Genomic DNA, 26,821 nt, shown 5'->3' with positions numbered 1-26,821 from the left:
CCCCATACAAGGATGACGGAATTGAGAGTTGCGCGCCCTCGTCTTACGAGAAGAACGCGATCTTCTCGGCCTGGGTCATGCGGCGGAGCGGGGCCAGGGGATCATTGGCGGGAGTGCGGGGCTTTTGCAGCATGCCGCTGGCGAGGATGGTGGCGCCGAGTGACTGTTCGGCCATTGCCATGGGCGAGGGCTTCGGCAGCGTTGCGGTCGATGCCATCGCCGGCGCGGGGCGCTCCATCACCTCAGCGGCGGCCGCTGCGATGGCATCAGTGAGGCGCGCGAGCGATTCCATCGCGATCGGCGCCTCGGCTGCCTGCGGCTCCTCCGCAATCGTTGCGAGGCCTGGCTCCGGCACCACCAGCTCCGGAATCTCGGCGGCGGTCGGCGCTGCGACTTCCGCGACGATGGGCTCCGGAATTGCCGCGGCGATCTCGACGGGCTCGACGATCTCGTCGAAGTCCGGATCGGGCGCGGCCATCTCCATCGCGATCCGCTCGAGCACGGCTTCGTCCTCGGCCTCCGCGGCCGCATCGAACGGAAGCTCTTCGGCGGACTCGGTGAGGGCGGCAGGCTCGTCCTCAGCCGCAGCGAAGCTCTCTTCCACCGCGACATGGCTTTCGGCGATGACCTCGGATGCAAAGGTGGCGTCCATCGCCTCCTCGGCAAAGGACATCGCTTCAACGGGCGCGGCGATCTCAACGGCGGCTTCAGACGCCGGAGCCGCGGCGACGTCTTGCGAGGCCTTCGCAAAAGCCGCGGGCGCTTCGCTCGCCATCGCGGCAGGCGCGATCTGCGCGGGCGGGACGTCCGCCATGGCGGGGGCCTCCTGCGCCGGGGAGGGCGATACCGCTGCCTGCGGCGCTGCGCTGTCGTCCGCCTCGGTCTGCGCGACCCGGTCCTTCAGGAGATCGAAAGCGGCCGCAAGGTCGGCGCGCGGGTCGATGCTCAAAACCTGCGTGCAGGCGCTCTCGATGGCGGCAAGTTGCGAATCAATCAGATCGCAGATTCGGCCGTCGGCGCCGATCTCGCGCCAGCGCCAGGAGATCTCCTTGATGATGCGGACCCCGCGCTGAATCGGCCCGACGCTCGCCTCGATCGCGGCGGGGTCGAACGCCCCGAGCGCGATCGTCTCGGCCTCCCGGATGGCGTGGCGGATCTGGACCAGCGCCTCGGGCAAGCGGTCCTCGACGACGGGTTGCCGCTGTGCCGCAAGGGTTTCCTCGATTTTCGCGACCGCATCGAGCACCATGCTGGTGTCGGCATTGCGGTTACGCCTGGCAAATTCGCCGAGGAACCAGCGGCCGCGCGCAGTCTCCATGAAGGCTTCGCGGATCGCGTCGTAGTCCTGCTCGTTCGGCTCGGCCGCACGGGCAGACATAGGCGAGAGGGCAAATGCTTCAGAGGCCATGTCATTCTCGTCGCGCAAATCACTGCGCGTTACGTTAACGATCACCACGATATCGACCGAATCGCAATTGGTTTGATGGCGCCCGAATCACAAATCCCCATCGCAGCGTCCGAAAAGCGGCGATTCGCCGTGCGGCTGGCGCTGTTCTATTCGGCGGTGTTCGCGGTCTCGGGCACGCATCTGCCGTTCTTTCCCCTCTGGCTGAAGGCGATCGGCATCGATGCCGCCTGGATCGGCGTCATCAACGCGCTGCCGGCGATCACGCGATTCACCACGCTGCCCTACGCCACCGCCCTTGCCGAAAAGCGCCATGCCATTCGCGCCGGCATGATGGTGTCGGTGCTGGCGACCGCGGTGGGCTTTGCCGCGGTCGGCTTGCAGCAGCAACCGCTGGTGCTGCTCCTGATCTATGCGCTGACCTGCATGATGTGGACGCCGACGATCCCGCTCACCGATGCCTATGCGCTGCGCGGCGTCGCCCGTTACGGCATCGACTACGGGCCGGTGCGGCTGTGGGGCTCGGCGGCCTTCGCCGCCGGCTCGCTCGCCTGCGGCTATCTCGTCGACAGCATCGCCGCGCGCGAGCTGATCTGGGTCATCGTCGCGTGGGCTGTCGTGGCGGTGCTCGCCAGCCTGTTGCTCCAGCCACTGGACGACGTGCGGCGCAGGAGCGCGGCGGTGCCCGCCAGCAAGGCGCTGCTGCGCGATGCCGGCTTCTGGGCCGTCATCCTGTCCGCGGCGCTGATCCAGGGCAGTCACGTTGCCTACTACACGTTCTCGGCCATCAACTGGCAGGCCCATGGCCTTGGCGGGCTGACCATCGCCGGCCTCTGGACGCTCGGCGTGATCGCCGAGATCATCGTCTTCGCGCTGTCGCCGCGCTTTTCGCTGCATCCATCTTCGATGATGGCGATCGGCGGTGCGAGCGCCGTCGTGCGCTGGGTCGTCACCGCGCACGATCCGCCGCTGGCGCTGCTGGCGGTCGTACAGCTCGGCCACGGCCTGACCTTCGGAATGACCATCCTCGGCACCATGAATCTGCTGGTGCAGCGCGTGCCGTCGCATCAGATCGCGCGCGGGCAGGGCTATTACGCCGTGTGTATCGGTTTGCTGGGCGCGATGACCTCGATCGCGTCAGGCGCGATCTACGCCCGGATCGGCGACGGCCTCTATTACGTGATGGCCGCGATGGCCGGCCTTGGTGCGGTCCTGATCTGGTCGGCACGGCACCGGCTTAAGGCTCAGCCCCAGAGCGAGGAGTCCGGCGGATAGACCAGGCTGTCGTCGTAGCGCAGACCATGCTCGCGGTCGCGTGCCAGCAGCAGGGGGCCGTCGAGATCGACGAAGCGCGCCTGCGGGGTGACCAGCATCGCCGGCGCCATCGACAGCGAGGTTGCGACCATGCAGCCGATCATGATCTCGAAGCCGAGCGCCTGCGCCGCATCGGCCATGGCGAGGGCCTCGGTGAGGCCGCCGGTCTTGTCGAGCTTGATGTTCACGGCGTCATAGCGCGCGCGCAGCGGCGCAAGCGAAGAGCGGTCATGCACGCTCTCGTCGGCACAGACCGCGAGCGGTCGCTTGATCCGCGCCAGCGCGTCGTCGTTGCCGGCCGGCAGCGGCTGCTCGACCAGCGTGACGCCGGCGGCGTCGCAGGCGGCGAGGTTGTATTCCAGATTGGCTTCGGTCCAGGCCTCGTTGGCGTCCACGATCAGCTCCGATTCGGGGGCGGCCTTGCGCACCGCCGCGATTCTGGCGTCGTCGCCATCGCCGCCGAGCTTGATCTTGAGCAGCGGCCGGTGCGCCGCCCTGGCGGTCGCGGCCGCCATCGCCTCGGGGGTGCCGAGCGAGATGGTGTAGGCCGTGGTGCGCTCGCCCGGCACCGGGCGGTCCAGGAGGCTCCAGGCGCGCAGGCCCGCCGCCTTGGCCTCGAGGTCGATCAGGGCGCAATCCAGCGCGTTGCGGGCGGCCCCTGGCGGCATGGCGGCTTGCAGGGCCTGCCGGGTGAGACCGCCAGCCACGGCGTCCTGCATGGCCTGGATCGCCGCAAGCGCAGCTTCCGGGGTCTCGCCATAGCGAGGATAGGGCACGCACTCGCCGCGGCCGGCCAGGCCGTCCCGGCTGACCTCGGCCACGATGGTGACGGCCTCGGTCTTGGCGCCCCGGCTGATCGTGAAGCTGCCGGCGATCGGGAAGCGCTCGATTCGCGCGCGAAGTGCCGGAACTTTGCTGGAAGTCATTTTGAACTCTGGCGAAATCTGAACCTGCTAGTTACCTGTTGCAACTAACAATGGCCAGCTGGGGTACCTTTTCTAGGTAAGGGCGCGTGCGCATCCATCACTTTTTCTCCGCCCTGGAAGGGAGCGGACATCTTGAATAGCGATCCGAAGCTGGAGCGGATTGCCAAGGGCAATGCGCTGGCACTCTGCGCCACCGGAACCTGGACCGCGAGCTTCGCGCCGGTCCTGGAACGGATGGTCGCGGATGCCGAGAAGCTGGCGGGCGGTTCGCAGAGCATCTTCATCGACGTGTCCGAGGTCGCCAAGCTCGACACTTTCGGCGCCTGGCTGATCGAGCGGCTGCGCCGCAGCCTCACCCAGGGTGCCGTCGAGGCGCAGATCGCAGGCCTCTCCGCCAACTATTCGAGTCTCGTCGACGAGGTCCGCCGGGTCAGGGCGACGCCCGTGATCGATACCGGTGCGATCACCATCACCGGCATGCTGGAGCAGATCGGCCGGGCCGTGGCCGGTGTTGCCGGCACGGTGGCAGGCTTGATCGACATGCTCGGCGCGGTGCTCGCGGCGTGCGGGCGCGTGCTGATCCATCCGCGCTCGCTCCGCCTGACCTCGACCGTGCATCATCTGGAGCAGGTCTGCTGGCGCGCGGTGCCGATCGTGGTGCTGATCACCTTCCTGATCGGCTGCATCATCGCCCAGCAGGGCATTTTCCACTTCCGCCGGTTCGGCGCCGATCTCTTCGTCGTCGACATGCTCGGCGTGCTGGTGTTGCGCGAGATCGGCGTCTTGCTCGTCGCGATCATGGTCGCGGGCCGTTCGGGCAGCGCCTACACCGCCGAGCTCGGGTCGATGAAGATGCGCGAGGAGATCGACGCGCTGCGCACCATGGGTTTTGATCCGATCGAGGTTTTGGTGTTGCCGCGCATGCTGGCGCTGGTGCTGGCGCTGCCGATCCTGGCCTTCCTCGGCGCCATGGCCGCGCTCTATGGCGGTGGTCTCGTCGCCTGGCTCTATGGCGGCGTCGAGCCCGAAGCCTTTTTGCTGCGTCTGCGCGACGCCATCTCGATCGACCATTTCATCGTCGGCATCGTCAAGGCACCAGTCATGGCGGCGGTGATCGGCATCGTCGCCTGCGTCGAGGGGTTAGCTGTGCAGGGCAGCGCGGAATCGCTCGGACAGCACACGACATCCTCGGTGGTGAAGGGGATCTTCTTCGTCATCGTCATGGACGGCGTGTTCGCGATCTTCTTCGCCTCGATCGGGATGTGACGATGGCTGGCGAGATCCAAAACCCCATCATCCGGGTCCGCGACATCACCGTGCAGTTCGGCACGACGCGCGTACTCGATGGCCTCAACCTCGACGTCAAGCGCGGCGAGATTTTGGGCTTCGTCGGCCCCTCAGGTGCGGGCAAATCGGTGTTGACACGCACCATCATCGGACTCGTGCCGAAGGTTGCCGGCAGCATCGAGGTGTTCGGTGTCGATCTGGATGCGTCCAATACATCGCAGCGCCGCAACGTGGAGCGGCGCTGGGGCGTGCTGTTTCAGCAGGGCGCGCTGTTCTCCTCGCTGACCGTGCGGCAGAACATCCAGTTTCCGATGCGCGAATATCTCCGGGTCTCGCAGCGGCTGATGGACGAGATCACCATCGCCAAGCTCACCATGGTCGGACTCAAGCCCGAGGTGGCCGAGCGGTTTCCGTCAGAGCTCTCCGGCGGCATGATCAAGCGCGTGGCGCTGGCGCGCGCGCTGTCGCTCGATCCGGACCTCGTGTTCCTGGACGAGCCGACCTCGGGCCTCGATCCGATCGGCGCCGGCGATTTCGACGAGCTGGTCAGGACGCTCCAGCGCACTTTGGGGCTGACCGTTTTCATGGTAACGCACGACCTCGACAGCCTTTACACAGCTTGCGACCGCATCGCCGTTTTAGGCAACGGTAAGATCATTGCGGCAGGGTCGATCGCCGACATGCAGGCCTCGCAGCATCCCTGGCTGAGGCAATATTTCCATGGCAAGCGCGCTCGCGCGGTGATGGGCTGAGGTGCCGGAGTAGCTGATGGAAACGCGGGCAAATTACGTATTGATCGGATCGTTCACGCTGGCGGTGATTGCCGCGGCGATCGGCTTCGTGTTGTGGTTCCAGTCGCTGCACACCACCAAGCAGCGCAGCCCGCTGCGCGTCGTGTTCGAGGGCCCGGCGGCGGGCTTGCGCAACGGCGGCAGCGTCAATTTCAACGGTATCCGGGTGGGCGAGGTGGTCTCGGTGAAGCTCGACAACCCGCGGCGGGTTGTCGCACTCGCCATGGTCGAGAACAACGCCCCGATCCGCAAGGACACGCTCGTCGGTCTCGAATTCCAGGGCCTCACCGGCGTTGCCGCGATCTCGCTCAAGGGCGGCGAGGAGGCGGCGCCCGCGCCGCCGCTCGACGAGGACGGCATTCCGACGCTGACGGCCGATCCCAACAAGCTCCAGGACGTCACCGAGGCGATCCGTGGCACGCTCCAGAACATCAACAAGATCGTCGCCGACAATCAGGAGTCGGTGAAGAACTCGCTCAAGAACCTCGAGACCTTCACCAATTCGCTCGCGCGCAACTCCGAGAAGATCGATGGCGTGATGGCCAAGGTCGACGGCGTGGTGCTCAAGGCCGACAGCCTCATGCTCGGCCTCAACACGCTCGCCGGCGGCAAGGATGGCGGCGAGCTGTTCCAGGCGGTGAAGTCGATCCGCGAACTGGCCGATGATTTCGACAAGCGCTCCGGCGCCCTGATGACTGACGGCCGCCGCACCCTCGGCGACATCAGCCGTGCCGTGAACAACTTTGATCGCAATCCGACCCGCGTGCTGTTCGGCGCCAGCACCAGCGCGCCACCGCCGGCGCCCGCGCCTGAGGCGGCGAAGCCCATACCCGCGAACGAGCGCAAACGGCAGTAGCGGCCTCCCTCTCTCCTCCGTCATTGCGAGCGAAGCGCGAAGCGAAGCAATCCAGACTGCCTCCGAGGAAGCCGTCTGGATTGCTTCGTCGCAAGGGCTCCTCGCAATGACGGTGCTTGTGGAGACGCCGCAATTCCCTAATGGCGCGGTGAGTTACTGGCGCAAATGACGAACCCAAACAAAAAAACGGAGGCCGTGAAGCCTCCGTTTTCATTCGCTATTCGCTCCTCGCCATTGGCGAGCTTTGCCTTATCCCAGCCGTCCCGCCGCATGCGCGAGCAGGGTGTAGACCAGGCCCGTCTCCGAGGTCAGGTGGTTGCGCAGCTCCTGCGGGCCACGGCCGTCGCGGGCGACTTCGTCGAGCAGGCGCTCGAACTCGGCGACGTAGCGGTCGACCGTGCCCTTGAAGTTGCGGTCGGCGCGGTACTTGCGGGCGACCTCGTCAAAGGCCTTCTGGCCGGCGGGCGTGTAAAGGCGCTTGGTGAAGGCTTTGTTCTCGCCGCGCTGGTAACGGTCCCACATCTCCGAGGCGAGGTTGCGGTCCATCAGCCGGCCGATGTCGAGCGACAGCGATTCCAGCGGATTGCCGCCACCCTGCGGCGCCTGCGGTTGCGGAGCGGGTGCCGCGCGGCCGCGCGGGGCCTCACGTCCGGTCGGGGCACCCTGGTTGGCGTCCGTGCGGCTCAGCAGGTCGGACAGCCAGCCGTCATGGCCCTGGTCGTTGCCGGCGGGCGCGACCGGCGGCGCCTCGGTGCGGCGCGAGGCCGGCATGCCGAGGTCCGGCGGCGGTAGGGTGGAGGCGCTGCCGGTGTCGCGCATGCGCGTCTCGGTGCCGCGGCCGCCGACCGCTGCCATCGCCGGCTCTTCCTGGCGCTGCACGGTGGCGCGGCTCGTCGTGGTGACGTCGAGGCCGCGGCCATGCTGGGCCACGATGCGGTTGAGCTCGGCGAGCGCCTCGATCTGGTCGACGATCACCTTGCGCATCTGCGCGGTGCTCTCGGCGGCCTCCTGCGGCATCTCGAGCACGCCGCGGCGCAGCTCGTTGCGGGTGGCTTCGAGCTCGTTGTGCATCTCGAACGCCATCTGCTTCATGCTGGAGACGAGGTTGCCGAACTTCTCGGCCGACTGCTTGAACATCGCATCCGCCTCATCAGTGGTCTGGCGGTAGATGTCGTGCATGGTCTCGATGGTCTGACGGTGCTCCTCTTCGGAGGCCGAGCGCACCGCCTCGAACTGGCGGGTGATCGCGGCAGATCCCGCACCGGCGGTCTCCGCCACGACGCGGGCGATGTCGCGGGCACGCTCCTCGGCGGCGGCAAGCGATTCATCGAGCAGGCCGGTGAAACGCGACAGCCGCTGGTCGAGATCGGTCGTGCGCAGGTCGATGGTGGTGACGAGCGATTCCAGCGCCTGCTTGCGTTCGGCAAGCGAAGCGGTGGTGTTCTTGTTGCTCTGCTCGACGACCTGCGCGGCCTCGACCAGCGCCTTGCCGTGCGCGTCGAACTGGGTCGACAGCTCACCGAGATCCAGCAGCGCCTTCGTGGTCTTGCTGTTGAAGACGTTGAGCTGGTCTTCGAGGTTCTGCGTCGCCGCGCCATTGCGCGAGGTGACGTCGTTCATCGCGGAGACGAAGTCGGCAACGCGCGTCACCAGCGCCCGCTCGAGCGAGTTGAGGTTGTCGTGGGCGCCGGTCAGCACCTCCTGGAGCAGGATGTTGCCTTCGCGCAGGCGCTCGAACAGCGCCACCGTGTCGGTGCGCAGGATCTTGCTGGTCTCCTGCATCTCGGTGACGGCCGCGATCGAGACCTGACGCGACTGGTCGATCGCCGCCCGCGAGGCCTGCTCGAGGTCCTTGAGCGACTTGTTGACCGCGCCAGTGGCGATCTCGCTCGCCGAGTTGATGGTGCGGGCGACTTCGGAGCCGTTGCCCATCATGGTCTGCGAGAAGGCGTGGCCGCGCGTTTCGATCGACTTCAGCGCGTCGGAGGTGACGCGGTCGATGTCGAGCGTGAGCTGGCTGGTCTTCGAGCCGATCGCATCCACGAGCGAGCCGCGCTTGGCGTCGATCATGTTCGCGAGGCGGTCGGACTGCTGCTGCACGTAGGTGACGATCTCGTCGGTCTTGCCGGTCATGGCCTGGCCGAAGCTGCTGCTGGCAGCGAGCACCGAACGCTCGACATCGGCCGAGCTCGACTTGACCCGCGAGCTCGCCTCGTTGGAGGCGTTGATCAGTGCGTTCTGGGCGTTGAGCGCGCTGGTCTGGATGTCGTTGGTCGCATTGGCCGTAGCAGTGCTCAGGGTGCGCTCGATCTCGGTCGAGATGGTGCGGATCTGGCTCGCGGCGTCCGCCGACGTCGAGGTCAGGGAGCTCTGCGCCTCGCGTGCACTGTTAAGGATGGTCGAGGCGGTGTCGGCGCCGACCGCGGTCAGGGTGCGCTCGATGTCCGTGGTCAGGGACTTGATCTGGCTCGCCGCATCGCTCGAAGCGGAGATCAGCGTGCCCTGGGCCTCGCGCACGCCGCTGGTGAGCGCCTCGATGGTGGCGCCGCCGGCGGTCGCCAGCGCGCGCTGCATCTCGGCCGCCAGCGAGCGGACTTGGCCGGTCTGTTCCGCCGAGACCGCGAGCAGGGTGCTCTGGGCGTCGCGGGCGCTGGTCGTGATTGTCTCGGCGGTCATCTGGCCCGCCTGCGACAGCGAGCGATGCATCTCGGCCGCGAGCGACTTGACCTGGCTCGCCGCGTCCGAAGACGCCGTGACCAGGGTGTTCTGGGCCTCGCGGGCGCCGGTCATGATGGTCTCTGCCGTCGAGGTGCCCGCCATCGAGAGCGAGCGCTGGACGTCGGAGGACAGCGCCTTGATCTGGTTGGCGGTCTCGGTCGAGGTCGCGATCAGCGTGCTCTGCGCATCGCGTGCGCCGGCGGTGAGCGACTCGGCCGTAGCGGAGCCGGCCATCGACAGCGAGCGCTGCACGTCGGCGGTGAGCGTCTTGACGTGGTTGGCCGCGTCCGCAGAGGCGGTGACGAGCGTGGTCTGCACCTCGCGTGCGCCGGCCAGGATCGAGGCCGCGGTTGCCGAGCCTGCCGCCGACAGCGTGCGTTCGACGTCGGCCGAGAGCGACTTGATCTGGTTGGACGCATCGCCCGATGCCGCGACCAGGGTCGACTGCGCCTCGCGGGCGCTGGTCAGGATCGAGTTGGCAGCGCCCGTTCCGACCGCGGTGAGCGCGCGCTCGACTTCGGCCGAGGTCATCTTGAGCTGGGCGTTGACGTCGGAGGAGACCGTCATCAGCGACTGCTGGGCGGTGCGGGCGCCGGTCTGGATCGTCTCGCTGGTGTTGACGACGAGGTTGGTGAGCGAACGCTCGGCGTCCTCGACATGCGAGCGGATGGTGGTGGAGATCATTTCGGCGCGGGACATCATGTCCTCGCTGGCCTGGCGTCCGCTGCTCTCGATGCGGCCGGCGACGGCCTCGACGCGCGAGCCGAGCAGGTCTTCGAACTGCGCCACGCGCACGTCGATGTCGTTGGCGACCGAGCCCACCTTGGTCTCGATGGCCTGTTGGATATCCTGGAAGCGCGCGGTGACCGTGTCGGTCAGGTGCATGCTGCGGCCGTCGATCACCTCGGTGACGCCGGTGATGCGGCGGTCGACTGCCTCGATCGCCTGCGCGGTGCCGTCCGTGAGCGTCGAGGTCAGGAGGCTGAGACGCGTGTCGATCGACTGCACGGCCTGCGAGGCGCCGTTCGTCACCGCGGTGGTCAGGTAGGTGAGGCGGGTGTCGATCGACTCGAGCGCCTGCGACGCGCCGCCGGTGAGCGTCGTCGTGAGCTGCGTCAGCCGCGTGTCGATCGTCTGGATCGTCTGCGACGCGCCGTCGGTCAGCGACGACGTCATTTGGGTGAGGCGGGAGTCGATGGATTCGAGCGCCTGGGATGCGCCGCCGGTGAGCGTCCTCGTGAGATGCGTCAACCGCGAGTCGATCGACTGGATCGCCTGGGTGGCGCCATCCGTCAGCGACGTAGCGAGCGTGTTCAGGCGTTCATCGATGGTCTCGGTCACGGACTTCGCGCGGGTATCGAACGACTGTTCGAGGGCCGCAACGCGGCCGCCGAGCTGCTCGTCGAAGGTCTTGATGTGGCTTCCGATGGTGCCGTCGAGACTGGTGATCTTGCCGTTCAGCGACGAATCGAGGTTGGTGACGCGCTCGCCGATCGTGGTCTCGAACTGCACCAGGCGCTGGTCGAGCTGCGCGGTGATCTGGCCGCCGTTCGAGGTGAAGCGGGTGTCGAAATTGTCGACATAGGTCTTCAGCGTCTCGGCGATGTCCTGCGTGCGCTGGCCCAAGCGCTCGACGATCTCGCCGCCGAAGGTCTTCACGGTGCGGTCGAACTCGGAGATGTGGCGCGTGATCAACGCGCCCAGCGTGCCGGAGTCGCGGGCGAACTTCTCGACCAGTTCGGAGCCCTGATTCTTCACCAGCTCGTCGAACGCGCTCATCTGGAGCGACAGCGAGTCGTGCGCGGTCTCGGTCTGGCTCACCACCTTGGCGACCAGCGTGTTGACGGTGGCGTCGAGCGCCTCGCTCGCCTTGTCGCCGGAGGTCATGATCTGGCCTGCAAGCCGGTTGCCGGCGTCGTCGATCTTGGCGGAGAGGTCGTTGGAGCGCAGCTCGAGTTCGAGCAGCAGCGAGTCCGACGAATTCTTCAGGGAGTCGTGGACCTGCTCGGTGCGCTCGGAGATGCCGTCGACGATCGCGGCGGAACGCTGCTCGAACTCGCCGGTGATGCGGTCGATGCGCTCGTTCAGCATCTCGTGGACGCGATCGGCGAGGTCGACGAACTCGTCGTGGACGTGGCCGGTCTTGAAGTTGAGGCTGGTGGTTAGTCGCTCGCTGGCGTCGAGCACCGCGCGCGTGGTCTCGTTGCTGGCTTCCTCGAGACGGTCGAGCAGATCGCCGCCACGCTCGCCGAGCGCGAGGATCATGTTGTCGCCGGCGTTGCTCAGTGCCCCCGTGATATGGGCGCCGCGCTCTTCCAAAGCGCCGGTGATGCTCTTGGCGACTTCGTCGACGCGCGAGGCGATCGCGTCCGAGATCAGCGCGATGTCGTGGCGCAGATCGATTTGCACGCCGGAGATGGCGCTACGAACCTGCTCGGCCTGGCCGACCAGGTTGTCGCGCTGATGTGCGATATCCTGGAGCAGGGCGCGGATGCGCACTTCATTGTCGGAATAGGCGCGTTCCAGCGCTGCGACCTCGTTGGCGACCAGCGTCTCGAGTTCGCCGGCGCGCGCGATCGCGCGCTCAATGCCGTCGCCCATCGCCGCGACCTCGCGGCGGATGGCCTGGCCGACGGTGACCATGGAATCGGAAGCCGAACCTTCCGGCTCGGAGAAGCGCATCGCCACCTGCGCCATGGCCTGTGCGATCATGCGCATTTCCTGGCCGCGCCAGACCAGGCTCGCTAGGAAGTAGAACAGCATGATGGGCGCAAAGAACATCGCGATCAGACCGGCGATGACGAGCACGCCGCCGCTCTGGCCCATGGCAGCCTGGATCGAGGGCAGGAAGCCGACGCTCAGCGCGGCGCAGGCTGCAAGCCAGATGCCGGCGAAGATGGTGGCGAAGGTGTAGACGCTGCGCGCAGGGCGGCCCTTCTGAAGCGCCTGGAGCAACTGGCCGATGGTCTCGCGGTCGTCATTAGCGGCGCGGCGTGAGGTTCGGGGCTCCTCCATCGGCTCGAACACGGCCCGCTCGTTGGCGGCCTGACGCGGCTCGAAGGCCGGTTCGTCGAACATGGGAGGCGTTGGCGGCGCCACCTGTGGCGCCGTTTCATTGCGCATCGACGCGTTGCGGCTGGTGTCCGCGGCGGTGTCGCTGATGTTCAGGGCTTCCTGGATCGCAGAAAGCGCAACTTCTGTCGGGTCTTTGACCTTTTTCGGAGTGTTCGCCATGTTCAGTCCGAGCCCTCGTTACTTGTACGCGTCCCCCCGCGAGCCCTGCGCGCTGCGCAAGCCCACAGATCGGATCATGCCGCTTATGCGGATCTCCGAGCCATCCCCACCCGGACGGCTTGTCCGCCAATTTCCGCAACATCCTATTGGCAGAGCGTCGCGAATGAAATGCCCGCGGTTAAGACAATCTTAATCATCGTTAACAGGATCGCGCCCTAACGCCTTAGCAACAAATGAAATTCTCCACCGAACTTGGCCGATTGCGGCGACTTTTCGTCAATAAACCGGCGGAATTACGTAAAACGGCCCAAACATTTCGTTAACCATTTCCATGCTTGGGTGGGCGGAACCTTGCCGCCGGACCGGCGGAATGTCGCGCGATGCCGGGGCCTGCGCCATGACGCCTGATCTGCAACGGATGGAATGGATGCCCTCGCCCCCGCTTGCGCCCGTCGACGGCCCGCTCGACCTCGACCACCTCTCGCGCATGACTCTCGGCGATGCCGAGCTGAAACAGGAAGTGCTGGCGATGTTCGCCGAACAGGCGATCCGGCTGGTCGCGGCGATGGCAGCGATGCCGGCCGACGCCGGGGCACTCGCGCACAAGCTCAAGGGCTCGGCGCGCGGAATTGGCGCCTTTGCGGTGGCGGATGCCGCCGCCAGCCTGGAGACCGCGATCCGGACCGGCCACAGCCGGCCCGATGCTTTCGCCGTGCTGAAAGAGGCAGTGGCCGAGGTCCGCGCCGCGATCGAGGCGATCCTGAAGCACTAGGCCGGCGCCGGCGCAAGATGCGGCTGGCTTGCGCGCCTAGTCTTTTGTTTTGACGTGTTTTCTTCAGGTGGATCGGTATCCACTTCGCCTCAAAACGCTATGGCGCCGGGCTGATCGACCCGTTATAGGACAGCCCGGACTCTCCTTTATTCCCTAGATCGCGCAGCACGAGCACACATGGCCAAAATTCACTTTGTCGATCACAAGGGCGAAACCCGTACGGTGGACGTCGAGAACGGCGCGACTGTGATGGAAGCCGCCATCCGCAACAGCATTCCAGGCATCGAGGCCGAATGCGGCGGCGCCTGCGCGTGCGCGACTTGCCATGTCTATGTCGACGAAGTCTGGCGCGAGAAGGTCGGCAGCCCGACGCCGATGGAAGAGGACATGCTCGACTTCGGCTTTGACGTGCGCCCGAATTCGCGCCTGTCCTGCCAGATCAAGGTGTCCGACGAGCTCGACGGCCTCGTGGTGGCGACGCCGGAACGCCAGGCCTGAGCATTCCTCTGTTCTATGCGGCAGGCGGGACGACTTCGATGCCCCGCTTGTGCCAGGGCTTCAGCTTGGCGATGATCTCCGCCGTGAGCGGTGCCGGACGACGCGTCACCTCGTCGAGCATGACGCCGACCGACGTTGCCGACGCGATGCATTTTCCTTCAGAGAAAACGACCTGCTCGAAGGTCACCGAGGTTCGTCCCAGCTTCACGACGCCAAGGCCGAGCTCGATCGTATTGGGCCAGCGCAGCTCGGCGCGAAAATGCATGTCGAGGCGCACCATGATCCAGGCCAGGCCCGGCGGCGTCAGCCCATATTGCGGGCTCTTCATCAAGGTGACGCGGCCGGTCTCGAAATAGGTGGCGTAGACCGCGTTGTTGACGTGCTGGTTGGGGTCGAGATCGCCGAAGCGGACATTGTCACCGAGGCGATAGGGGAAGTCCTCCAGGCGCGGCGTCATATCGAGGCGGCTTGGTGCGTTCACCGGTTGATCTCCGTCATATCCTTCCTCGTTACATCCCAGTTATTTTGACCCGGCAAGTGGGCGCGGCTGCGGGGCGCTCCCGCTTTTATGCCTTCCCTGATCCATCCCCGTTGGCTAGACAGGCAGGGTTCCTCTGCCCGCTGGGCGCCGTCCCACCGACAACGATCGATAAAGAGACGACATGAGCGACGCGATCAAAACCGATGTGCTGATTATTGGTGCCGGCCCCTGCGGCCTGTTCGCCGCCTTCGAGCTTGGCCTTCTCGACATGAAGACGCATTTCGTCGACATCCTCGACAAGATCGGCGGCCAGTGCGCCGAGCTCTATCCGGAAAAGCCGATCTACGACATTCCCGGCATTTCGCATATCTCCGGCCAGGGTCTCACGGATGCGCTGATGGAGCAGATCAAGCCGTTCCATCCGACCTTCCATCTCGGCGAGATGGTGGAGACGGTGGAGAAGATCGGCGATCCCTTGTTTCGCTGCACCACCGACGCCGGCAAGGTGTTCGAGTGCAAGGTGCTGGTGATCGCGGCCGGCGGCGGCTCGTTCCAGCCCAAGCGCCCGCCGGTGCCGGGGATCGAAGCCTATGAAGGCACCTCGGTGCATTACGCCGTGCGCAAGATGGAGACGTTCCGCGACAAAGACGTGCTGATCGTCGGCGGCGGCGATTCCGCGCTCGACTGGACGCTCAATTTGCATCCGCTCGCCAAGCGCATCACGCTTTTGCACCGGCGCGACGAATTTCGCGCGGCGCCTCACAGCGTCGAGCAGATGCGCGCGCTGGTGGCTGACGGCAAGATGGATCTCAGACTCGGCCAGGTCACCGCGCTGGCGGGTAGCGACGGCAAGCTCACCGGCGCGACCATCAAGGGCAACGACAACAGCATCACCGAAATCGCCTGCGACACCCTGCTGCCGTTCTTCGGGCTGACCATGAAGCTCGGACCGGTCGCGAACTGGGGCATTGCGCTGGAGAACAATCTGGTGCCGGTCGAAACATCCGCGTTCGAGACCAACGTGCCCGGCATCTTCGCGATCGGCGACATCAACACCTATCCCGGCAAGATCAAGCTGATCCTGTGCGGCTTCCACGAGGGCGCGCTGATGTCGCAAAAAGCCCATCGTTACGTCTATCCGGATAAGCGGCTGGTGTTCCAGTACACGACTTCGTCCTCTAGCCTGCAAAAGAAGCTTGGCGTCAATTGATGGCGACGGGCGGGGAGGCGATGCCCCATGTTTCTGGTGCTGGAACCGTTCGCGAAATCGCCGTAGTCTGCGGCCACTCAAGTCGCGGGCTAGCAAGGTGATCATAATGCTGAATCTCTTTCCCGGCCTTCGGCTGCTCTCGCTCCTGGCGCTCGCGCTGTCGCTCGGCGCGATGAGCCCGGCTGCGGCGCAAGTTCCGGCTGCAGCGCAGACCCAGCCGACTGCTGCAGGCCTTTGGCAAAAGGTCGAAGATGGCAAGACGGTGGGATGGTTCCTGTTCGTCGATCACAACGGCATCTTCGAGGGCGTGATCGCAAAGACCTTTCCGCGTCCCGGCGACGATCCGAACGAGGTCTGCGCGAAATGCACGGACGATCGCAAGAACGCGCCGGTGCTCGGGCTCTCCTTCATTCGCGACATGAAGCGCGATGGATTGAAGTATGAGGGCGGCAACGTGCTCAATCCGCGCGACGGCCAGATCTGGAAGGCCAACATGAAGGTCAGCCCGGACGGGCAGACGCTGACCATGCGCGGCTTTCTCGGGATCTCCCTGTTCGGCAAGGACGAGACCTGGACCCGCCTGCCGGACGCCAACATCGCGCAGGTCGACCCCGCCATCGTCGCCAAATACCTGCCCGCTCAGGCCGCCGCGCCCAAATCGCCACCGGCACCCGCGGCGAAAAAGGGCGGCGCGATGATGGCGCCGGCGCCGAAGCAGTAGGCGCGCTGTATCCCCGCTATCGTCCTGATGATCCAACGAGCACGCAGGCTCTGTAGCGTGCATGAGCTCATCGCCGACGCTAATTGAGGGTAACGTCTCGCTCCAGTAGTTCCCCGGAATGCGCGCTGGCGCCGGATTTGCATAGCTATCGGCAAAGCTGCTGGGGGATGAGTCGCCGCCTCCACGCCTGTCGCACACCGTGCGGACGGCGGACGGCAGCGTCTGCCCCCGCGGCGGTGATTGCGAACTGCGGGAGACGACATGAGACTTGCAAGACCGTGTGCGGCGGCGCTGCTGGGGCTGGCGACGCTGCTGGCGACGTCCGCGCTTGCGCGAGACGATGGGCGCTACGCCACCTCGCCGTTAAAGCCCTGGTTCGAGAGCCTGCATAGCGAATACGGGCAATGCTGCTCGGATGCCGACGGCTATGTCGTGGCCGATGTCGATTGGGAGTCCGATCGGGGGCGCTATCGCGTGCAGCTCGACGGCGAATGGGTCATCGTGCCAGACGGCGCCGTCATCACGGAGCCGAACAAGATCGGCCGCACCATGGTGTGGAAGCACTATATCGACGGCCACCCGCACGTACGCTGCTTCATGCCGGGCAGCATGACGTAGGGATGACGTGTCATTCCGGCTCGCGCCTGGCGCGCCCCGGAATGACAGGAGGTGCTCAGCGCGCCTCGCTCTCCGGGTTCACATTTGCGAGCCGCTTGACGCGCGGCGACAGCACCAAGATCTGCGCGGGCGAGGCGGGCATGCCGGCGACCATCATCGCCGGCGTCGCCGATTGTTCCTCGATGCTGGCGCCGCCGAGCACCCGGACCTGCATCGTCGAGATCGGAAATGAATTCACTTCGTAAGATGGACGCTCGGCGGCGAATGCGCCGGACGAGCTCGCAATCGTTGCACTGAGAATGGCGATCATCGAAACAACACGCATTGGAAAAATCTCCGTGGAAAATGGCAATCGGAGGTTTGGTCGCGGCGATCCCGCAACAGGTTCGCTCATATGCGAACATTCGATCACCGTCAGCGGAGTATTTGGTTGCGTGATGTGGGGTCGACGAAGCGAGCAGGAAATCTTCCATGCCAATGTTTCCGGACGGTTTCGCGGAAGCATTCGCGTGTCTTCGCGTCGGGTCGCGCCTATGCTTCGTATCGGGACTCTCGCACCACCGCATCCGCGCGCCGTCGCAAGTCCGGATTGAGCGCAAGCCCGAGGCCGGGCGCACGCGGCGCAGATACGATGCCGTTGTTCACGGTCGGAAGCGCGGTGACGAGATCGCGATACCAGGTCGACAACGTCGCGCGCACGACCTCCTGGAAGATCGCGGTTGGCGCATGCAGCGCCAGATGCAGACCCGCCATCAGCGCGACCGGGCCGGTGCAATCGTGCGGGGCGAGCGGCTTGTTGTACGCTTCGGCGAGAGCGGCGATCTTGCGCGCCTCGCTCAGGCCGCCACACCAGGCGATGTCGAGCATCACCACGTCGATGGCGTCGGCCGCGAGCAGATTGCGGAAGCTCGCTGCGCCCGCCAGCGTTTCACTGCCGCAAATCGGCGTTTTCACGCGCCGCCTGAGATCGGCAAGGCCCTGCACATCGTCCATCTTGCCGAGGGGATCCTCGACCCAGAACACGCCGTAATCTTCAAGCGCGCGGCAGATGCGCTCGGCGGTCTGCGCGCCCCACAGGCTGTGCAGTTCGCACATGATCTCGATGCGCTCGCCAACGGCGGCGCGGATCTTGCGGAACGGTTCGAGACCGGTCTTGAGGTCGGTCAGCGAAATCGAATGGCCGCCGTTGGCGGCAAAGGGATCGAACGGCCAGATCTTCATGGCGCCATAGCCTTCGCTCAAAAGGCTCTCGGCGAGCGCTCCGGCGTCGCGCATGAAGGCGATCTGGTCGTCATAGGGGCCGAGCGCGGCGTCGTCAGCGCCGATCTCGCGGCGCTTGGCGCTCCTGGTATTGTAGGCGTAGCCGGCGCAGGTATTGTAGGCACGGATTTCGAGCCGGCTCGCGCCGCCGAGCGCCTCGTGTACGGGAATGCCGTGACGCTGGCCCTTGATGTCCCACAGCGCGATATCGATGGCGCTGGCGGCGCGCACCTCGGCGCTGACGCTGTGGAAGCCGAGATAGGGCGTCAGCAACTGGCGCGAGATCGCCTCGATCCGGCGGGAGTCCTGGCCGAGCACCAGCGGCGCCGCAAGCTCATGCACGGCAGCCTCAACGGCCTGCGCGCCGCGAAAGCTTTCGCCAAGGCCGGTCAGTCCTTCGTCGGTCTCAACCTCGACCCAGATCAGGTTCGGCCGCTCGTCGATGCGAATCGTGCGAAGAGTCGTGATGCCGGACATTGAACGTCCTCTTGGCGTTTTTGCCGGCGCGTGATCGCCCTCAGGTCACCGGCGCCGGATTGAACAGCGTGAGGTCGTTGTGGATGCCCCAGCGATCTGACCATGGCTTTGTGCGACCGCTGGCGACATCGAGGATCAGGCGGAACAGGTCCCAGCCGGTTTCCTCGATGGTTCTCTCGCCAGTGGCGATGCGGCCGGCGTCGAAATCGATCAGATCCTTCCAGCGCCGCGCGAGCTCGCTGCGGGTCGCGACCTTGATCACGGGCGCAGCGGCGAGGCCGTAAGGTGTGCCGCGGCCGGTGGTGAAAACCTGCAGCGTCATGCCGGAGGCGAGCTGGAGCGTGCCGCAGATGAAGTCGGAGGCAGGCGTGGCGGCAAACAGCATGCCCTTCTGCGTCGCCTTCTCGCCGGGCGACAGCACGCCGGTGATCGCACTCGAGCCCGACTTGACGATGGAGCCCAGTGATTTTTCGACGATGTTGGCAAGCCCGCCCTTCTTGTTGCCGGGGGTGGTGTTGGCGCTGCGGTCGGCGCCGCCGCGGGCGAGATAAGAATCATACCAGGCCATCTCGCGCACCAGCGCGCGGCCGACGTCCTCGTTGATGGCGCGTCGCGTGAGCAGCTGGATGGCGTCGCGCACTTCCGTCACTTCCGAGAACATCACGGTGGCGCCGGCGCGCACCAAAAGATCCGCGGCGAAGCCGACGGCGGGGTTCGCGGTGACGCCGGAGAAGGCGTCGCTGCCGCCGCATTGCAGGCCGATGACGAGGTCGGAGGCCGGGCAGGTCTCGCGGGTGCGCTTGTTGAGGATTTTCAGGCGGGCCTCGGCCTGGGTCATGATCGCGTCCACGATCGCGCCAAAACCGTCAAAGGCTTCGTCCTGCATGCGCACGATGGCATCGCTGATGCCTTCCGGCACCAGCCGCTCCGGCGCAAGCTTTTCACAGCCGAGGCTGATGACCAGGATCTCGCCGCCGAAATTCGGGTTGAGCGCGATGTTTTGCAGCGTGCGGATCGGAATCACTGCGTCGGGCGCGGTGATGGCGACCCCGCAGCCATAGGCATGGGTCAGCGGCACGACGTCGTCGACGTTCGGGTATTTCGGCAACAGCTCGGCGCGGATGCGCTTCACCGCATATTCCATCGTGCCCTTGACGCATTGCACGGAGGAGGAGATGCCGAGGATGTTCTTGGTGCCGACCGAACCGTCCGTATTGCGGAAGCCCTCGAAGGTGAAGCCTTCGAGCGGCGGCAGCGGCGCGGGGACGGCGGTCGAGATTTCGAGCTTGTCGAGGTCAGGTGCCTCCGGCATGCGGATGCGCGCTTCGTCGACCCATTCGCCTGCCGATATCGGCGAGAGCGCGTAGCCGATCACCTCGCCATAACGTACGATCGGCTCGTCTTGCGCGATATCGACCAGCGCCGTCTTGTGCCCCTGCGGCACGAAGGCGCGCAGCGTCAATCCGCAGGCAAAGCGGGAGCCGGCGGGCAGCCCAAAATCATTGACCACGATCGCGACATTGTCGCGCTCGTTGAGCTTGATGTAGCGGGGCTGCTCTTTCGCTGCGACTGACTGGTCCATAAGGACTCCGAAAGTGTAGGGTGGGCAAAGGCGCAACGCGCCGTGCCCACCATGCTTCACACCGAATATAAGCGGTGGGCACGCTTCGCTTTGCCCACCCTACGATATCAGCCTATCAACCGGGATAGGTATAGGCGGTCTTCACCGTCGTGTAGAACTCGCGCGCATAGGAGCCCTGCTCGCGGGCGCCATAGCTCGATCCCTTCCGGCCGCCGAACGGCACGTGATAGTCGACGCCGGCGGTCGGCAGATTGACCATCACCATGCCGGACTCGCTGTTGCGCTTGTAATGCGAGGCGTATTTCAGGCTGGTGGTGCAGATGCCGGAGGCGAGGCCGAACTCGGTGTCGTTGGAGATCGCGAGCGCCTCTTCGTAGTTCTTGGCGCGAATGACGGTCGCCACCGGCCCGAAGATTTCCTCGCGCGCGATACGCATGTTGTTGTTGGCTTCAGTGAACAGCGCCGGCTGCAGGTAGAAGCCGGGCGTCTCACGGTTGAGCAGCTCGCCGCCCCAGGCGAGCTTGGCGCCCTCGTCCTGGCCGATCTTGATATAGCGCAGGTCCTGGTCGAGCTGGCTCTGGTCGACCACCGGGCCGATATGCACGCCGGCCTTGAGTGCGTCGTCCACTGAAAGGCCTTTGAGGCGCTCGGTCATCGCCGCGACGAAACGATCGTGAATGCCTTCGGTGACGATCAGGCGGGAGGAGGCGGTGCAGCGCTGTCCCGTGGAGAAATAGGCGCCGTTGACGGCGACCTCGACGGCGGTCTTGAGGTCGGCGTCGTCGAGCACGACCAGCGGGTTTTTGCCGCCCATCTCGAGTTGGAATTTCTTCATCGGGTTCGACAGCACGCAGGCCTGCGCGATCTTGCGGCCCGTTTGCACCGAGCCGGTGAAGGAGATCGCCGCAACATCCGGGTGCTCGATCAGGGTCTGGCCGACCACCGAGCCGGAGCCGACCACCAGGTTGAACACGCCGGCGGGAATGCCGGAGCGGGTGATGATCTCGGACAGCGCATGCCCCGAGCCCGGCACCAGCTCGGCCGGCTTGAACACCACCGTGTTGCCGTAGCAGAGCGCGGGCGCGATCTTCCAGGCCGGGATCGCGATTGGAAAATTCCAGGGCGTGATCATGCCGACGATACCCACCGGCTCACGCGTGAGCTCGACGTCGAGCCCGGGACGGACGGAGGCGCCTTTTTCGCCGGTCAGACGCAGCGCCTCGCCGGCAAAGAATGCAAAGATCTGGCCGGCACGTCCGACCTCGCCGATGCCTTCCGGCAGGGTCTTGCCTTCTTCGCGGGCAAGCAGGCGGCCGAGCTCTTCCTTGCGGGCGAGGATCTCGGTCGAGATCTTGTTCAGCGCGTCATAGCGCTCCTGCGGCGTCGAGCGCGCCCAGGCGGGGAAGGCGGCCTTGGCGGCGGCAATCGCCTTTTCGGTCTGGGCCTTGTCGGCCTTGGCGTATTCGCCGACGACGTCCTTAGTGTTAGAGGGATTGATATTCCTGGTGACGCCGGAGCCGTCGACCCATTCGCCGCCGATGAAGTTTTTCAGGATCGCAGTCATCTCTCGTCCTCCAAAAGTTTCACTTCCAGTTTGGACATGATCCTCAGCGGAAAGCCGGTATCCGCTTGTCCGGGATCACGCTCTAGCGCACGAGGCAGGGACGCTTGTCGTCAAAGGTCCAGCCGGGGATCAGGTCCTGCATGGCAATAGCGTCATCACGGGCGCCAAGTCCATGCTGCTTGTAGAGGCTATGCGCGGCTTCGATGGCTGCCCGGTCAATTTCGATGCCCAGGCCCGGCCGTTCCGGCACGGCGATCTTGCCGCCCTCGATCTGGAGCGGCTCCTTGGTGAGGGCCTGGCCGTCCTGCCAGATCCAGTGGGTGTCGATCGCGGTGACCTTGCCGGGGGCGGCGGCGCCGACATGGGTGAACATGGCGAGCGAAATGTCGAAATGGTTGTTGGAGTGCGAACCCCAGGTCAGGCCGTTGTCGCGGCAGGTCTGGGCAACGCGCACCGAGCCTTGCATGGTCCAGAAGTGGGGATCCGCCAGTGGAATGTCCACAGCGCCGAGGCGCAAGGCGTGCGAGAGCTGCCGCCAGTCGGTCGCGATCATGTTGGTCGCGGTCGGCAGGCCCGTGGCGCGACGGAACTCGGCCATGATCTCGCGGCCGGAGAAGCCGGCCTCGGCGCCGCAGGGGTCCTCGGCATAGGCGAGGATACCGTGCATGTCCTTGCAGAGCCGGATAGCCTCATCGAGCGACCAGGCACCGTTCGGGTCCAACGTCACGCGCGCGTTCGGGAAGCGTCTCGCGATGGCGGTGACGGCCTCGATCTCCTGCTCGCCGCGCAGCACGCCGCCCTTCAGCTTGAAGTCGGCAAAGCCGTAATGGTCGTGGGTGGCTTCCGCGAGCCGCACCACGGTCTCCGGCGTCATCGCCTCCTGATGGCGAAGGTTGAACCATTCCGGCTTGCCGGTCTCGCCCGCGACGTAGTCCAGCTTGCTCTTGCGGTGGTCGCCGACGAAGAAGAGATAACCGAGCGTCTCGACGCTGGTGCGCTGCTGGCCCTCGCCGAGCAGGGCGGCGACGGGCAGGTTGAGATGTTGGCCGAGCAGGTCGAGCAGCGCGGATTCGATCGCGGTGACCGCATGGATCATGACGCGCAGGTCGAACGTCTGCTTGCCGCGGCCGCCCGCATCGCGGTCGGCGAAGGCGGTGCGGACGTCGGCGAGGATGTTGTTGAACGCACCGACGGTCTTGCCGATCACCAGATCGCGCGCGTCCTGGAGCGTCTGCCAGATTTTTTGCCCGCCCGGCACCTCGCCGACGCCGGTGTGACCGGCATTGTCGGTGAGGATGACGATGTTGCGGGTGAAGAACGGCGCATGCGCGCCGCTTAAGTTGAGGAGCATGCCGTCGCGGCCCGCGACCGGGATCACCTGCATCGCGGTCACGATCGGTGCGCCGGCGACTGACGCGCCGGATATTCCGTTCTGGACCATCGGCTGCTCCTCCCTTGTGTCTGTCGTTATTCTGCGGCCTGTTGTGTCGAAGCGATGGCGGGCAGATTTTTCACCAGCGCGGTCAGTTCCGCGATCTCCTGCTCGGTGAGGTCGGTCAGCGGCGGGCGGACCGGGCCGGAGTCGCGGCCGATCACCTTCATGCCGGCCTTGATGATCGAGACCGCGTAACCCTTCTTGCGGTTGCGGATCGCGATCAGCGGCAGGATGAAATCCTTCAGCCCGGCATGGATCGCCGCGTGATCGCGCTTGCGCACGGCGGCGTAGAAACTGGTCGCGAACTCCGGGACGAAATTGAACACGGCCGAGGAATAGGTCGTCACGCCCATGTCGAGATAGGGCAGTGCGAAGGTCTCAGCGGTCGGCAGGCCGCCGACATAGGTGAGGCGATCGCCGAGCTTGGTGTAGACGCGGGTCATCAGTTCGATGTCGCCGATGCCGTCCTTGTAGCCGACGAGATTCGGGCAACGCTCGGCGAGGCGCGCCAGCGTATCGGGCTGCAGGATGGCGTTGTCGCGGTTGTAGACGATGACGCCGATCTTCACCGCAGCGCAGACCGCTTCGACATGGGCGGCAAGGCCCTCCTGCTCGGAATGGGTGAGATAGGGCGGCAGCAGCAAGAGGCCGTCGGCGCCGGCCTTTTCGGCGCCGATCGCGATCTCGCGCGCGGTCGCAGTGCCGTAACCGGTGCCGGCGAGCACGGGCACGCGGCCCTTGGTCTCGTCGACGGCAATCTTGACGACTTGCGGAACCTCTGCCGGCGTCAGCGAGAAGAACTCACCGGTGCCGCCGGCGGCGAACAGACCGGCGACGTCATAGCCGCACAGCCAATCCATGTTGGCGCGATAGGTGGCCTCGTCAAAGGAGTAGTCCGCCTTGAACGGCGTAACGGGAAAGGACAGGAGGCCGGAACCGATCTTCTGGGCCATTTCCTGCGGGGTCATCTTGCTCATGGGCGCTGCTCCCTTGTCTGGTGTTGTCGAGGACGCAGCTGAAGCCGCGCGTCCATGCGCCGTTATTTAGGAGACCGTTCGATGCGCGTCCAAGCCAAAGCCTATATTGACCAATGCGGATTCAGCATCAATCTTCCACTGCCTCCGCCGAGGACAATTCGCTCGCGATCTTCACCAGCGCCGAGACCAGGGGATTTTCGTCGTCACGGCGCCAGACCATGAACAATTCGACCGGAATGCGCGTGCGCAGCTTGAGCGGCCGCAGGCGCACGTCGGCGATTTTGAGGCTGGCAGCCGCAGCCGGCACGATCGCGAGGCCGAGCCCGGCGCGGACCATGGCGAGGATCGAGTGGATCTGGCTGAGATGCTGGACATAGCGCGGCAGGATGTCGGCACGGGTGAAGAGTGCGACCAGCAGGTCATGAAAGTAGCGGCTTTCATAGGGCGAATACATCACGAAGGGCTGGCCGTCGAAATCCTTGATCGTGATGCTTTCGGCATTCGCCAGCGGATGCTTTTTCGGGACTGCCGCGAGCAGGGGCTCGGCGACGACGCGGCGGCTGGCAATTTCGGGGCGCGCGATCGGCGGACGCAACAGGCCGGCATCGATCTGGCCCGAACTCAGCGCCTCGAACTGGTCGCCCGACACCATCTCCTTCAGCGAGAAGTCGACCTCGGGCAGTTTGGCGCGGCAGGCGGCGACGAGCTCCGGCAAAAAGCCGTAGGCGGCGGCCGCGGTGAATCCGATCTTCACCGATCCGGTCTTGCCGAGCGCGATGCGGCGGGCGACCTGCGAGGCGCTTTCTGCAAGCTTCAAAATGCGCCGCGCTTCCGGCAAGAAGCTGCGGCCGGCGGGCGTCAGGCGCACCGAGCGGCTGGTGCGCTCGAGCAGGGGCGCATCGATGATGTGCTCGAGCACCTGGATCTGCCGCGACAGCGGCGGCTGGGTCATGTTCAGCCGCGCCGCGGCGCGGCCGAAATGCAGTTCCTCCGCGACTGTGACGAAGCAGCGGAGCTGGTTGAGGTCGAACATTGATACATGCCTTGGATGGATAAGGCGTTTCCCTGGCACTTCTAGCATCGATCTTCCCCGAAACAAAGACGGCGGCTGTTTAGGCCGCCGTTGAGTTGCCTGGTCCGCTCCGATTGCCCGGAGCGCTCAGGAGGAACGTTTGAGCACCACCCGCTCGATCTTGCCTACGACCACGAGATAGGCGAACGCGGCGACCAGCGCGTTGGCGCCGACGAACAGCAATGCGCCATTGAACGAGCCGGTCGCGGCCAGGATGTAGCCGATGACGATCGGGGTCGTAATCGAGGAGAGATTGCCGAAGGTGTTGAACAGGCCGCCGGAGACGCCGCCGGCTTCCTTGGGCGAAGTGTCGGAGACCACGGCCCAGCCGAGTGCGCCGATGCCCTTGCCGAAGAAGGCGAGCGCCATGAAGCCGACCACCAGCGCCTGGCCGTCGACATAGTTGCAGGCGATGATCGACATCGACAGCAGCATGCCGCCGACGATCGGGATCTTCCGCGCCAGCGTCAGCGAGCCCGTCTTGCGCAGGATGGCGTCGGAGATGACGCCGCCGAGAACGCCGCCGATGAAGCCGCACAGTGCCGGCAAGGTGGCGACGAAGCCGGCTTGCAGGATCGACAGCCCGCGCTCCTTGACGAGGTAGACCGGGAACCAGGTCAGGAAGAAATAGGTCAGCGTGTTGATGCAGTACTGGCCGAGATAGACCCCGAGCATCATGCGGTTGGAGAGAAGCTGGCGGATGTGGCTCCACCCCGGACCTGAACTCGGCGCGCGTTCGTCGCGGGGCGCATCGAGATCGACCAGCGCGCCGCCTTCCTTGATGTAGTCGAACTCGGCGTCATTGATTCCCGGATGCTCCTTCGGCCCGTAGATGGTCTTGACCCAGACCAGGCCCATCACGACGCCGAGCGCGCCCATCACGAAGAACACGTAGCGCCAGCCATAGGCATGGGCGATCCAGCCCATCAACGGCGCGAAGATCACGGTGGCGAAATACTGTCCGGAATTGAAGAAGGCGGACGCGGTGCCGCGCTCGTTGCCGGGAAACCAGGCCGCGACGATGCGGGCGTTGGCCGGGAAGGAGGGCGCTTCGGCGATGCCGACCAGGAAGCGGAGTGCGAACAGCACGACGATCGCTGTGCCGGCGCTGAAGAAGCCGACCCAACCCTGTAGCATCGTGAACAGCGACCAGACGATGATGCTGAAGGCATAGACGAGGCGCGAGCCGTAGCGGTCGAGCAGCCAGCCGCCCGGCACCTGCGCGATCACATAGGACCAGCCGAAGGCCGAGAAGATGTAGCCCATGGCGACGGGATCGAGATGAAGCTCCTTGGAGAGCGCGGGACCCGCGATCGAGAGCGTGGCGCGGTCGGCATAGTTGACGGTCGTGACCAGGAACAACATGGTCACGATGAGCAGCCTGACGCGAGACCTCCTCACGTCCGCTGCGGACACAATCGCGCTCATCATGCGCCTCCTTAGAATTCGAAATGTTTCCTCAAAACGACTCCTAGAGGCGCGCGCGGCAAAGTGTCCAAGTTGAAGGGGGTATCAATCGATGCCGTTTTTGAATGGATGGAACGGCAGGTGGCGGGAACGATGCGTGGAAATCGTGAGTGAGATGGATAGATCGAGCCTCAATCTCGTCATTGCGAGTTGGGA

21 protein-coding genes are annotated in these 26,821 nt (G+C 65.4%); 9 read left to right on the top strand and 12 right to left on the bottom strand.

Going from position 1 to position 26,821, the window contains the following annotated elements; genetic code table 11:
- Positions 1 to 43: 43 nt before the first annotated feature.
- Positions 44 to 1,408: a hypothetical protein gene (locus FXV83_RS19210; protein WP_148740965.1), complete on the bottom strand. Its 1,365-nt coding sequence runs from the start codon at positions 1,406 to 1,408 to the stop codon at positions 44 to 46.
- A gap of 75 nt (positions 1,409 to 1,483) precedes the next feature.
- Here FXV83_RS19210 and FXV83_RS19205 point away from each other — a divergent pair, with 75 nt between their 5' ends.
- Positions 1,484 to 2,680: an MFS transporter gene (locus tag FXV83_RS19205; protein ID WP_148740964.1), complete on the top strand. Its 1,197-nt coding sequence runs from the start codon at positions 1,484 to 1,486 to the stop codon at positions 2,678 to 2,680.
- On the opposite strand, the gene dgcA is transcribed toward FXV83_RS19205, so the two are convergent.
- Positions 2,650 to 3,645 carry an N-acetyl-D-Glu racemase DgcA gene (gene dgcA, locus FXV83_RS19200; protein WP_148740963.1) on the bottom strand — a complete coding sequence of 332 codons (996 nt, stop codon included), beginning with the start codon at positions 3,643 to 3,645 and terminating at the stop codon, positions 2,650 to 2,652. The two genes, FXV83_RS19205 and dgcA, sit on opposite strands and share 31 nt — an antisense overlap.
- A 132-nt stretch (positions 3,646 to 3,777) precedes the next feature.
- On the opposite strand from dgcA, the gene FXV83_RS19195 reads away from it, so the two are divergent.
- The 3 genes from FXV83_RS19195 to FXV83_RS19185 are packed head-to-tail and all read left to right on the top strand — an operon-like array spanning position 3,778 to position 6,579.
- Positions 3,778 to 4,911, top strand: a complete 1,134-nt coding sequence (locus FXV83_RS19195) for an MlaE family ABC transporter permease (protein WP_148740962.1) — start codon at positions 3,778 to 3,780, stop codon at positions 4,909 to 4,911.
- Positions 4,912 to 4,913: 2 nt separating this feature from the next.
- On the top strand, positions 4,914 to 5,684 hold the full coding sequence (locus FXV83_RS19190; RefSeq protein WP_187436006.1) for an ABC transporter ATP-binding protein: 771 nt from the start codon (positions 4,914 to 4,916) through the stop codon (positions 5,682 to 5,684).
- Positions 5,685 to 5,700: 16 nt separating this feature from the next.
- The gene (locus FXV83_RS19185) at positions 5,701 to 6,579 is read left to right on the top strand and encodes an MlaD family protein (RefSeq protein ID WP_148740960.1); all 879 of its coding nucleotides are present in this window, start codon (positions 5,701 to 5,703) and stop codon (positions 6,577 to 6,579) included.
- A gap of 249 nt (positions 6,580 to 6,828) precedes the next feature.
- Here the strand turns inward: FXV83_RS19185 and FXV83_RS19180 are convergent, their stop codons facing one another.
- A complete protein-coding gene (locus FXV83_RS19180) occupies positions 6,829 to 12,531 on the bottom strand; it encodes an apolipoprotein A-IV repeat region-like domain-containing protein (protein WP_148740959.1) in 5,703 nt (1,900 codons plus the stop codon).
- Positions 12,532 to 12,928: 397 nt separating this feature from the next.
- Between FXV83_RS19180 and FXV83_RS19175 the strand changes: the two genes are divergently transcribed.
- Both FXV83_RS19175 and FXV83_RS19170 read left to right on the top strand, forming a co-directional pair.
- Complete coding sequence (locus FXV83_RS19175) at positions 12,929 to 13,303, top strand: Hpt domain-containing protein (protein WP_148740966.1); 375 nt, start codon at positions 12,929 to 12,931, stop codon at positions 13,301 to 13,303.
- 177 nt (positions 13,304 to 13,480) lie between these two features.
- On the top strand, positions 13,481 to 13,801 hold the full coding sequence (locus FXV83_RS19170) for a 2Fe-2S iron-sulfur cluster-binding protein (protein ID WP_148740958.1): 321 nt from the start codon (positions 13,481 to 13,483) through the stop codon (positions 13,799 to 13,801).
- 13 nt (positions 13,802 to 13,814) lie between these two features.
- Here FXV83_RS19170 and FXV83_RS19165 read toward each other — a convergent pair whose 3' ends face one another.
- On the bottom strand, positions 13,815 to 14,282 hold the full coding sequence (locus FXV83_RS19165; protein WP_148740957.1) for an acyl-CoA thioesterase: 468 nt from the start codon (positions 14,280 to 14,282) through the stop codon (positions 13,815 to 13,817).
- A 181-nt stretch (positions 14,283 to 14,463) separates the two neighbouring features.
- Between FXV83_RS19165 and FXV83_RS19160 the strand changes: the two genes are divergently transcribed.
- The 3 genes from FXV83_RS19160 to FXV83_RS19150 all read left to right on the top strand — a co-directional run bounded on the left by FXV83_RS19160 (position 14,464) and on the right by FXV83_RS19150 (position 16,831).
- Complete coding sequence (locus FXV83_RS19160) at positions 14,464 to 15,492, top strand: NAD(P)/FAD-dependent oxidoreductase (RefSeq protein ID WP_148740956.1); 1,029 nt, start codon at positions 14,464 to 14,466, stop codon at positions 15,490 to 15,492.
- Positions 15,493 to 15,598: 106 nt separating this feature from the next.
- Positions 15,599 to 16,213: a DUF2147 domain-containing protein gene (locus tag FXV83_RS19155; protein WP_187436005.1), complete on the top strand. Its 615-nt coding sequence runs from the start codon at positions 15,599 to 15,601 to the stop codon at positions 16,211 to 16,213.
- Between the two features lie 261 nt (positions 16,214 to 16,474).
- Positions 16,475 to 16,831 carry a hypothetical protein gene (locus tag FXV83_RS19150; protein WP_148740954.1) on the top strand — a complete coding sequence of 119 codons (357 nt, stop codon included), beginning with the start codon at positions 16,475 to 16,477 and terminating at the stop codon, positions 16,829 to 16,831.
- Between the two features lie 55 nt (positions 16,832 to 16,886).
- Here the strand turns inward: FXV83_RS19150 and FXV83_RS19145 are convergent, their stop codons facing one another.
- From FXV83_RS19145 to FXV83_RS19110, 8 genes are all read right to left on the bottom strand, one after another.
- Positions 16,887 to 17,156 carry a hypothetical protein gene (locus FXV83_RS19145; RefSeq protein ID WP_187436004.1) on the bottom strand — a complete coding sequence of 90 codons (270 nt, stop codon included), beginning with the start codon at positions 17,154 to 17,156 and terminating at the stop codon, positions 16,887 to 16,889.
- Positions 17,157 to 17,362: 206 nt separating this feature from the next.
- Positions 17,363 to 18,568, bottom strand: a complete 1,206-nt coding sequence (locus tag FXV83_RS19140) for a mandelate racemase/muconate lactonizing enzyme family protein (RefSeq protein ID WP_148740953.1) — start codon at positions 18,566 to 18,568, stop codon at positions 17,363 to 17,365.
- Positions 18,569 to 18,608: 40 nt separating this feature from the next.
- Complete coding sequence (garD, locus tag FXV83_RS19135) at positions 18,609 to 20,150, bottom strand: galactarate dehydratase (protein WP_148740952.1); 1,542 nt, start codon at positions 20,148 to 20,150, stop codon at positions 18,609 to 18,611.
- A 115-nt stretch (positions 20,151 to 20,265) separates the two neighbouring features.
- Positions 20,266 to 21,714, bottom strand: a complete 1,449-nt coding sequence (locus FXV83_RS19130; protein ID WP_148740951.1) for an aldehyde dehydrogenase family protein — start codon at positions 21,712 to 21,714, stop codon at positions 20,266 to 20,268.
- An 82-nt stretch (positions 21,715 to 21,796) separates the two neighbouring features.
- Complete coding sequence (gene gudD, locus FXV83_RS19125) at positions 21,797 to 23,155, bottom strand: glucarate dehydratase (RefSeq protein WP_148740950.1); 1,359 nt, start codon at positions 23,153 to 23,155, stop codon at positions 21,797 to 21,799.
- A gap of 26 nt (positions 23,156 to 23,181) precedes the next feature.
- Positions 23,182 to 24,126, bottom strand: a complete 945-nt coding sequence (gene kdgD, locus FXV83_RS19120; RefSeq protein WP_148740949.1) for a 5-dehydro-4-deoxyglucarate dehydratase — start codon at positions 24,124 to 24,126, stop codon at positions 23,182 to 23,184.
- Positions 24,127 to 24,253: 127 nt separating this feature from the next.
- Complete coding sequence (locus tag FXV83_RS19115) at positions 24,254 to 25,159, bottom strand: LysR family transcriptional regulator (RefSeq protein WP_148740948.1); 906 nt, start codon at positions 25,157 to 25,159, stop codon at positions 24,254 to 24,256.
- A 126-nt stretch (positions 25,160 to 25,285) separates the two neighbouring features.
- Positions 25,286 to 26,626: an MFS transporter gene (locus FXV83_RS19110; protein ID WP_187436003.1), complete on the bottom strand. Its 1,341-nt coding sequence runs from the start codon at positions 26,624 to 26,626 to the stop codon at positions 25,286 to 25,288.
- Positions 26,627 to 26,821 lie beyond the last annotated feature (195 nt).

It is taken from the genome of Bradyrhizobium hipponense (assembly GCF_008123965.1).
Lineage (GTDB): Bacteria > Pseudomonadota > Alphaproteobacteria > Rhizobiales > Xanthobacteraceae > Bradyrhizobium > Bradyrhizobium hipponense.
The sequence above is the reverse complement of the archived record's forward strand: the minus strand, read 5'-3'. Positions and strand labels throughout refer to the sequence as shown.

What these genes read in the sequence shown, in the direction of transcription:
- FXV83_RS19110 (WP_187436003.1), bottom strand. Translation starts at nt 26,626, where the DNA reads ATGAGCGCGATTGTGTCCGCAGCGGACGTGAGGAGGTCTCGCGTCAGG.
- FXV83_RS19190 (WP_187436006.1), top strand. Translation starts at nt 4,914, where the DNA reads ATGGCTGGCGAGATCCAAAACCCCATCATCCGGGTCCGCGACATCACC.
- FXV83_RS19150 (WP_148740954.1), top strand. Translation starts at nt 16,475, where the DNA reads ATGAGACTTGCAAGACCGTGTGCGGCGGCGCTGCTGGGGCTGGCGACG.
- FXV83_RS19130 (WP_148740951.1), bottom strand. Translation starts at nt 21,714, where the DNA reads ATGACTGCGATCCTGAAAAACTTCATCGGCGGCGAATGGGTCGACGGC.
- FXV83_RS19210 (WP_148740965.1), bottom strand. Translation starts at nt 1,408, where the DNA reads ATGGCCTCTGAAGCATTTGCCCTCTCGCCTATGTCTGCCCGTGCGGCC.
- FXV83_RS19140 (WP_148740953.1), bottom strand. Translation starts at nt 18,568, where the DNA reads ATGTCCGGCATCACGACTCTTCGCACGATTCGCATCGACGAGCGGCCG.
- FXV83_RS19170 (WP_148740958.1), top strand. Translation starts at nt 13,481, where the DNA reads ATGGCCAAAATTCACTTTGTCGATCACAAGGGCGAAACCCGTACGGTG.
- FXV83_RS19115 (WP_148740948.1), bottom strand. Translation starts at nt 25,159, where the DNA reads ATGTTCGACCTCAACCAGCTCCGCTGCTTCGTCACAGTCGCGGAGGAA.
- gudD (WP_148740950.1), bottom strand. Translation starts at nt 23,155, where the DNA reads ATGGTCCAGAACGGAATATCCGGCGCGTCAGTCGCCGGCGCACCGATC.
- dgcA (WP_148740963.1), bottom strand. Translation starts at nt 3,645, where the DNA reads ATGACTTCCAGCAAAGTTCCGGCACTTCGCGCGCGAATCGAGCGCTTC.
- garD (WP_148740952.1), bottom strand. Translation starts at nt 20,150, where the DNA reads ATGGACCAGTCAGTCGCAGCGAAAGAGCAGCCCCGCTACATCAAGCTC.
- FXV83_RS19175 (WP_148740966.1), top strand. Translation starts at nt 12,929, where the DNA reads ATGACGCCTGATCTGCAACGGATGGAATGGATGCCCTCGCCCCCGCTT.
- FXV83_RS19145 (WP_187436004.1), bottom strand. Translation starts at nt 17,156, where the DNA reads ATGCGTGTTGTTTCGATGATCGCCATTCTCAGTGCAACGATTGCGAGC.
- FXV83_RS19160 (WP_148740956.1), top strand. Translation starts at nt 14,464, where the DNA reads ATGAGCGACGCGATCAAAACCGATGTGCTGATTATTGGTGCCGGCCCC.
- FXV83_RS19180 (WP_148740959.1), bottom strand. Translation starts at nt 12,531, where the DNA reads ATGGCGAACACTCCGAAAAAGGTCAAAGACCCGACAGAAGTTGCGCTT.
- FXV83_RS19155 (WP_187436005.1), top strand. Translation starts at nt 15,599, where the DNA reads ATGCTGAATCTCTTTCCCGGCCTTCGGCTGCTCTCGCTCCTGGCGCTC.
- kdgD (WP_148740949.1), bottom strand. Translation starts at nt 24,126, where the DNA reads ATGAGCAAGATGACCCCGCAGGAAATGGCCCAGAAGATCGGTTCCGGC.
- FXV83_RS19185 (WP_148740960.1), top strand. Translation starts at nt 5,701, where the DNA reads ATGGAAACGCGGGCAAATTACGTATTGATCGGATCGTTCACGCTGGCG.
- FXV83_RS19205 (WP_148740964.1), top strand. Translation starts at nt 1,484, where the DNA reads ATGGCGCCCGAATCACAAATCCCCATCGCAGCGTCCGAAAAGCGGCGA.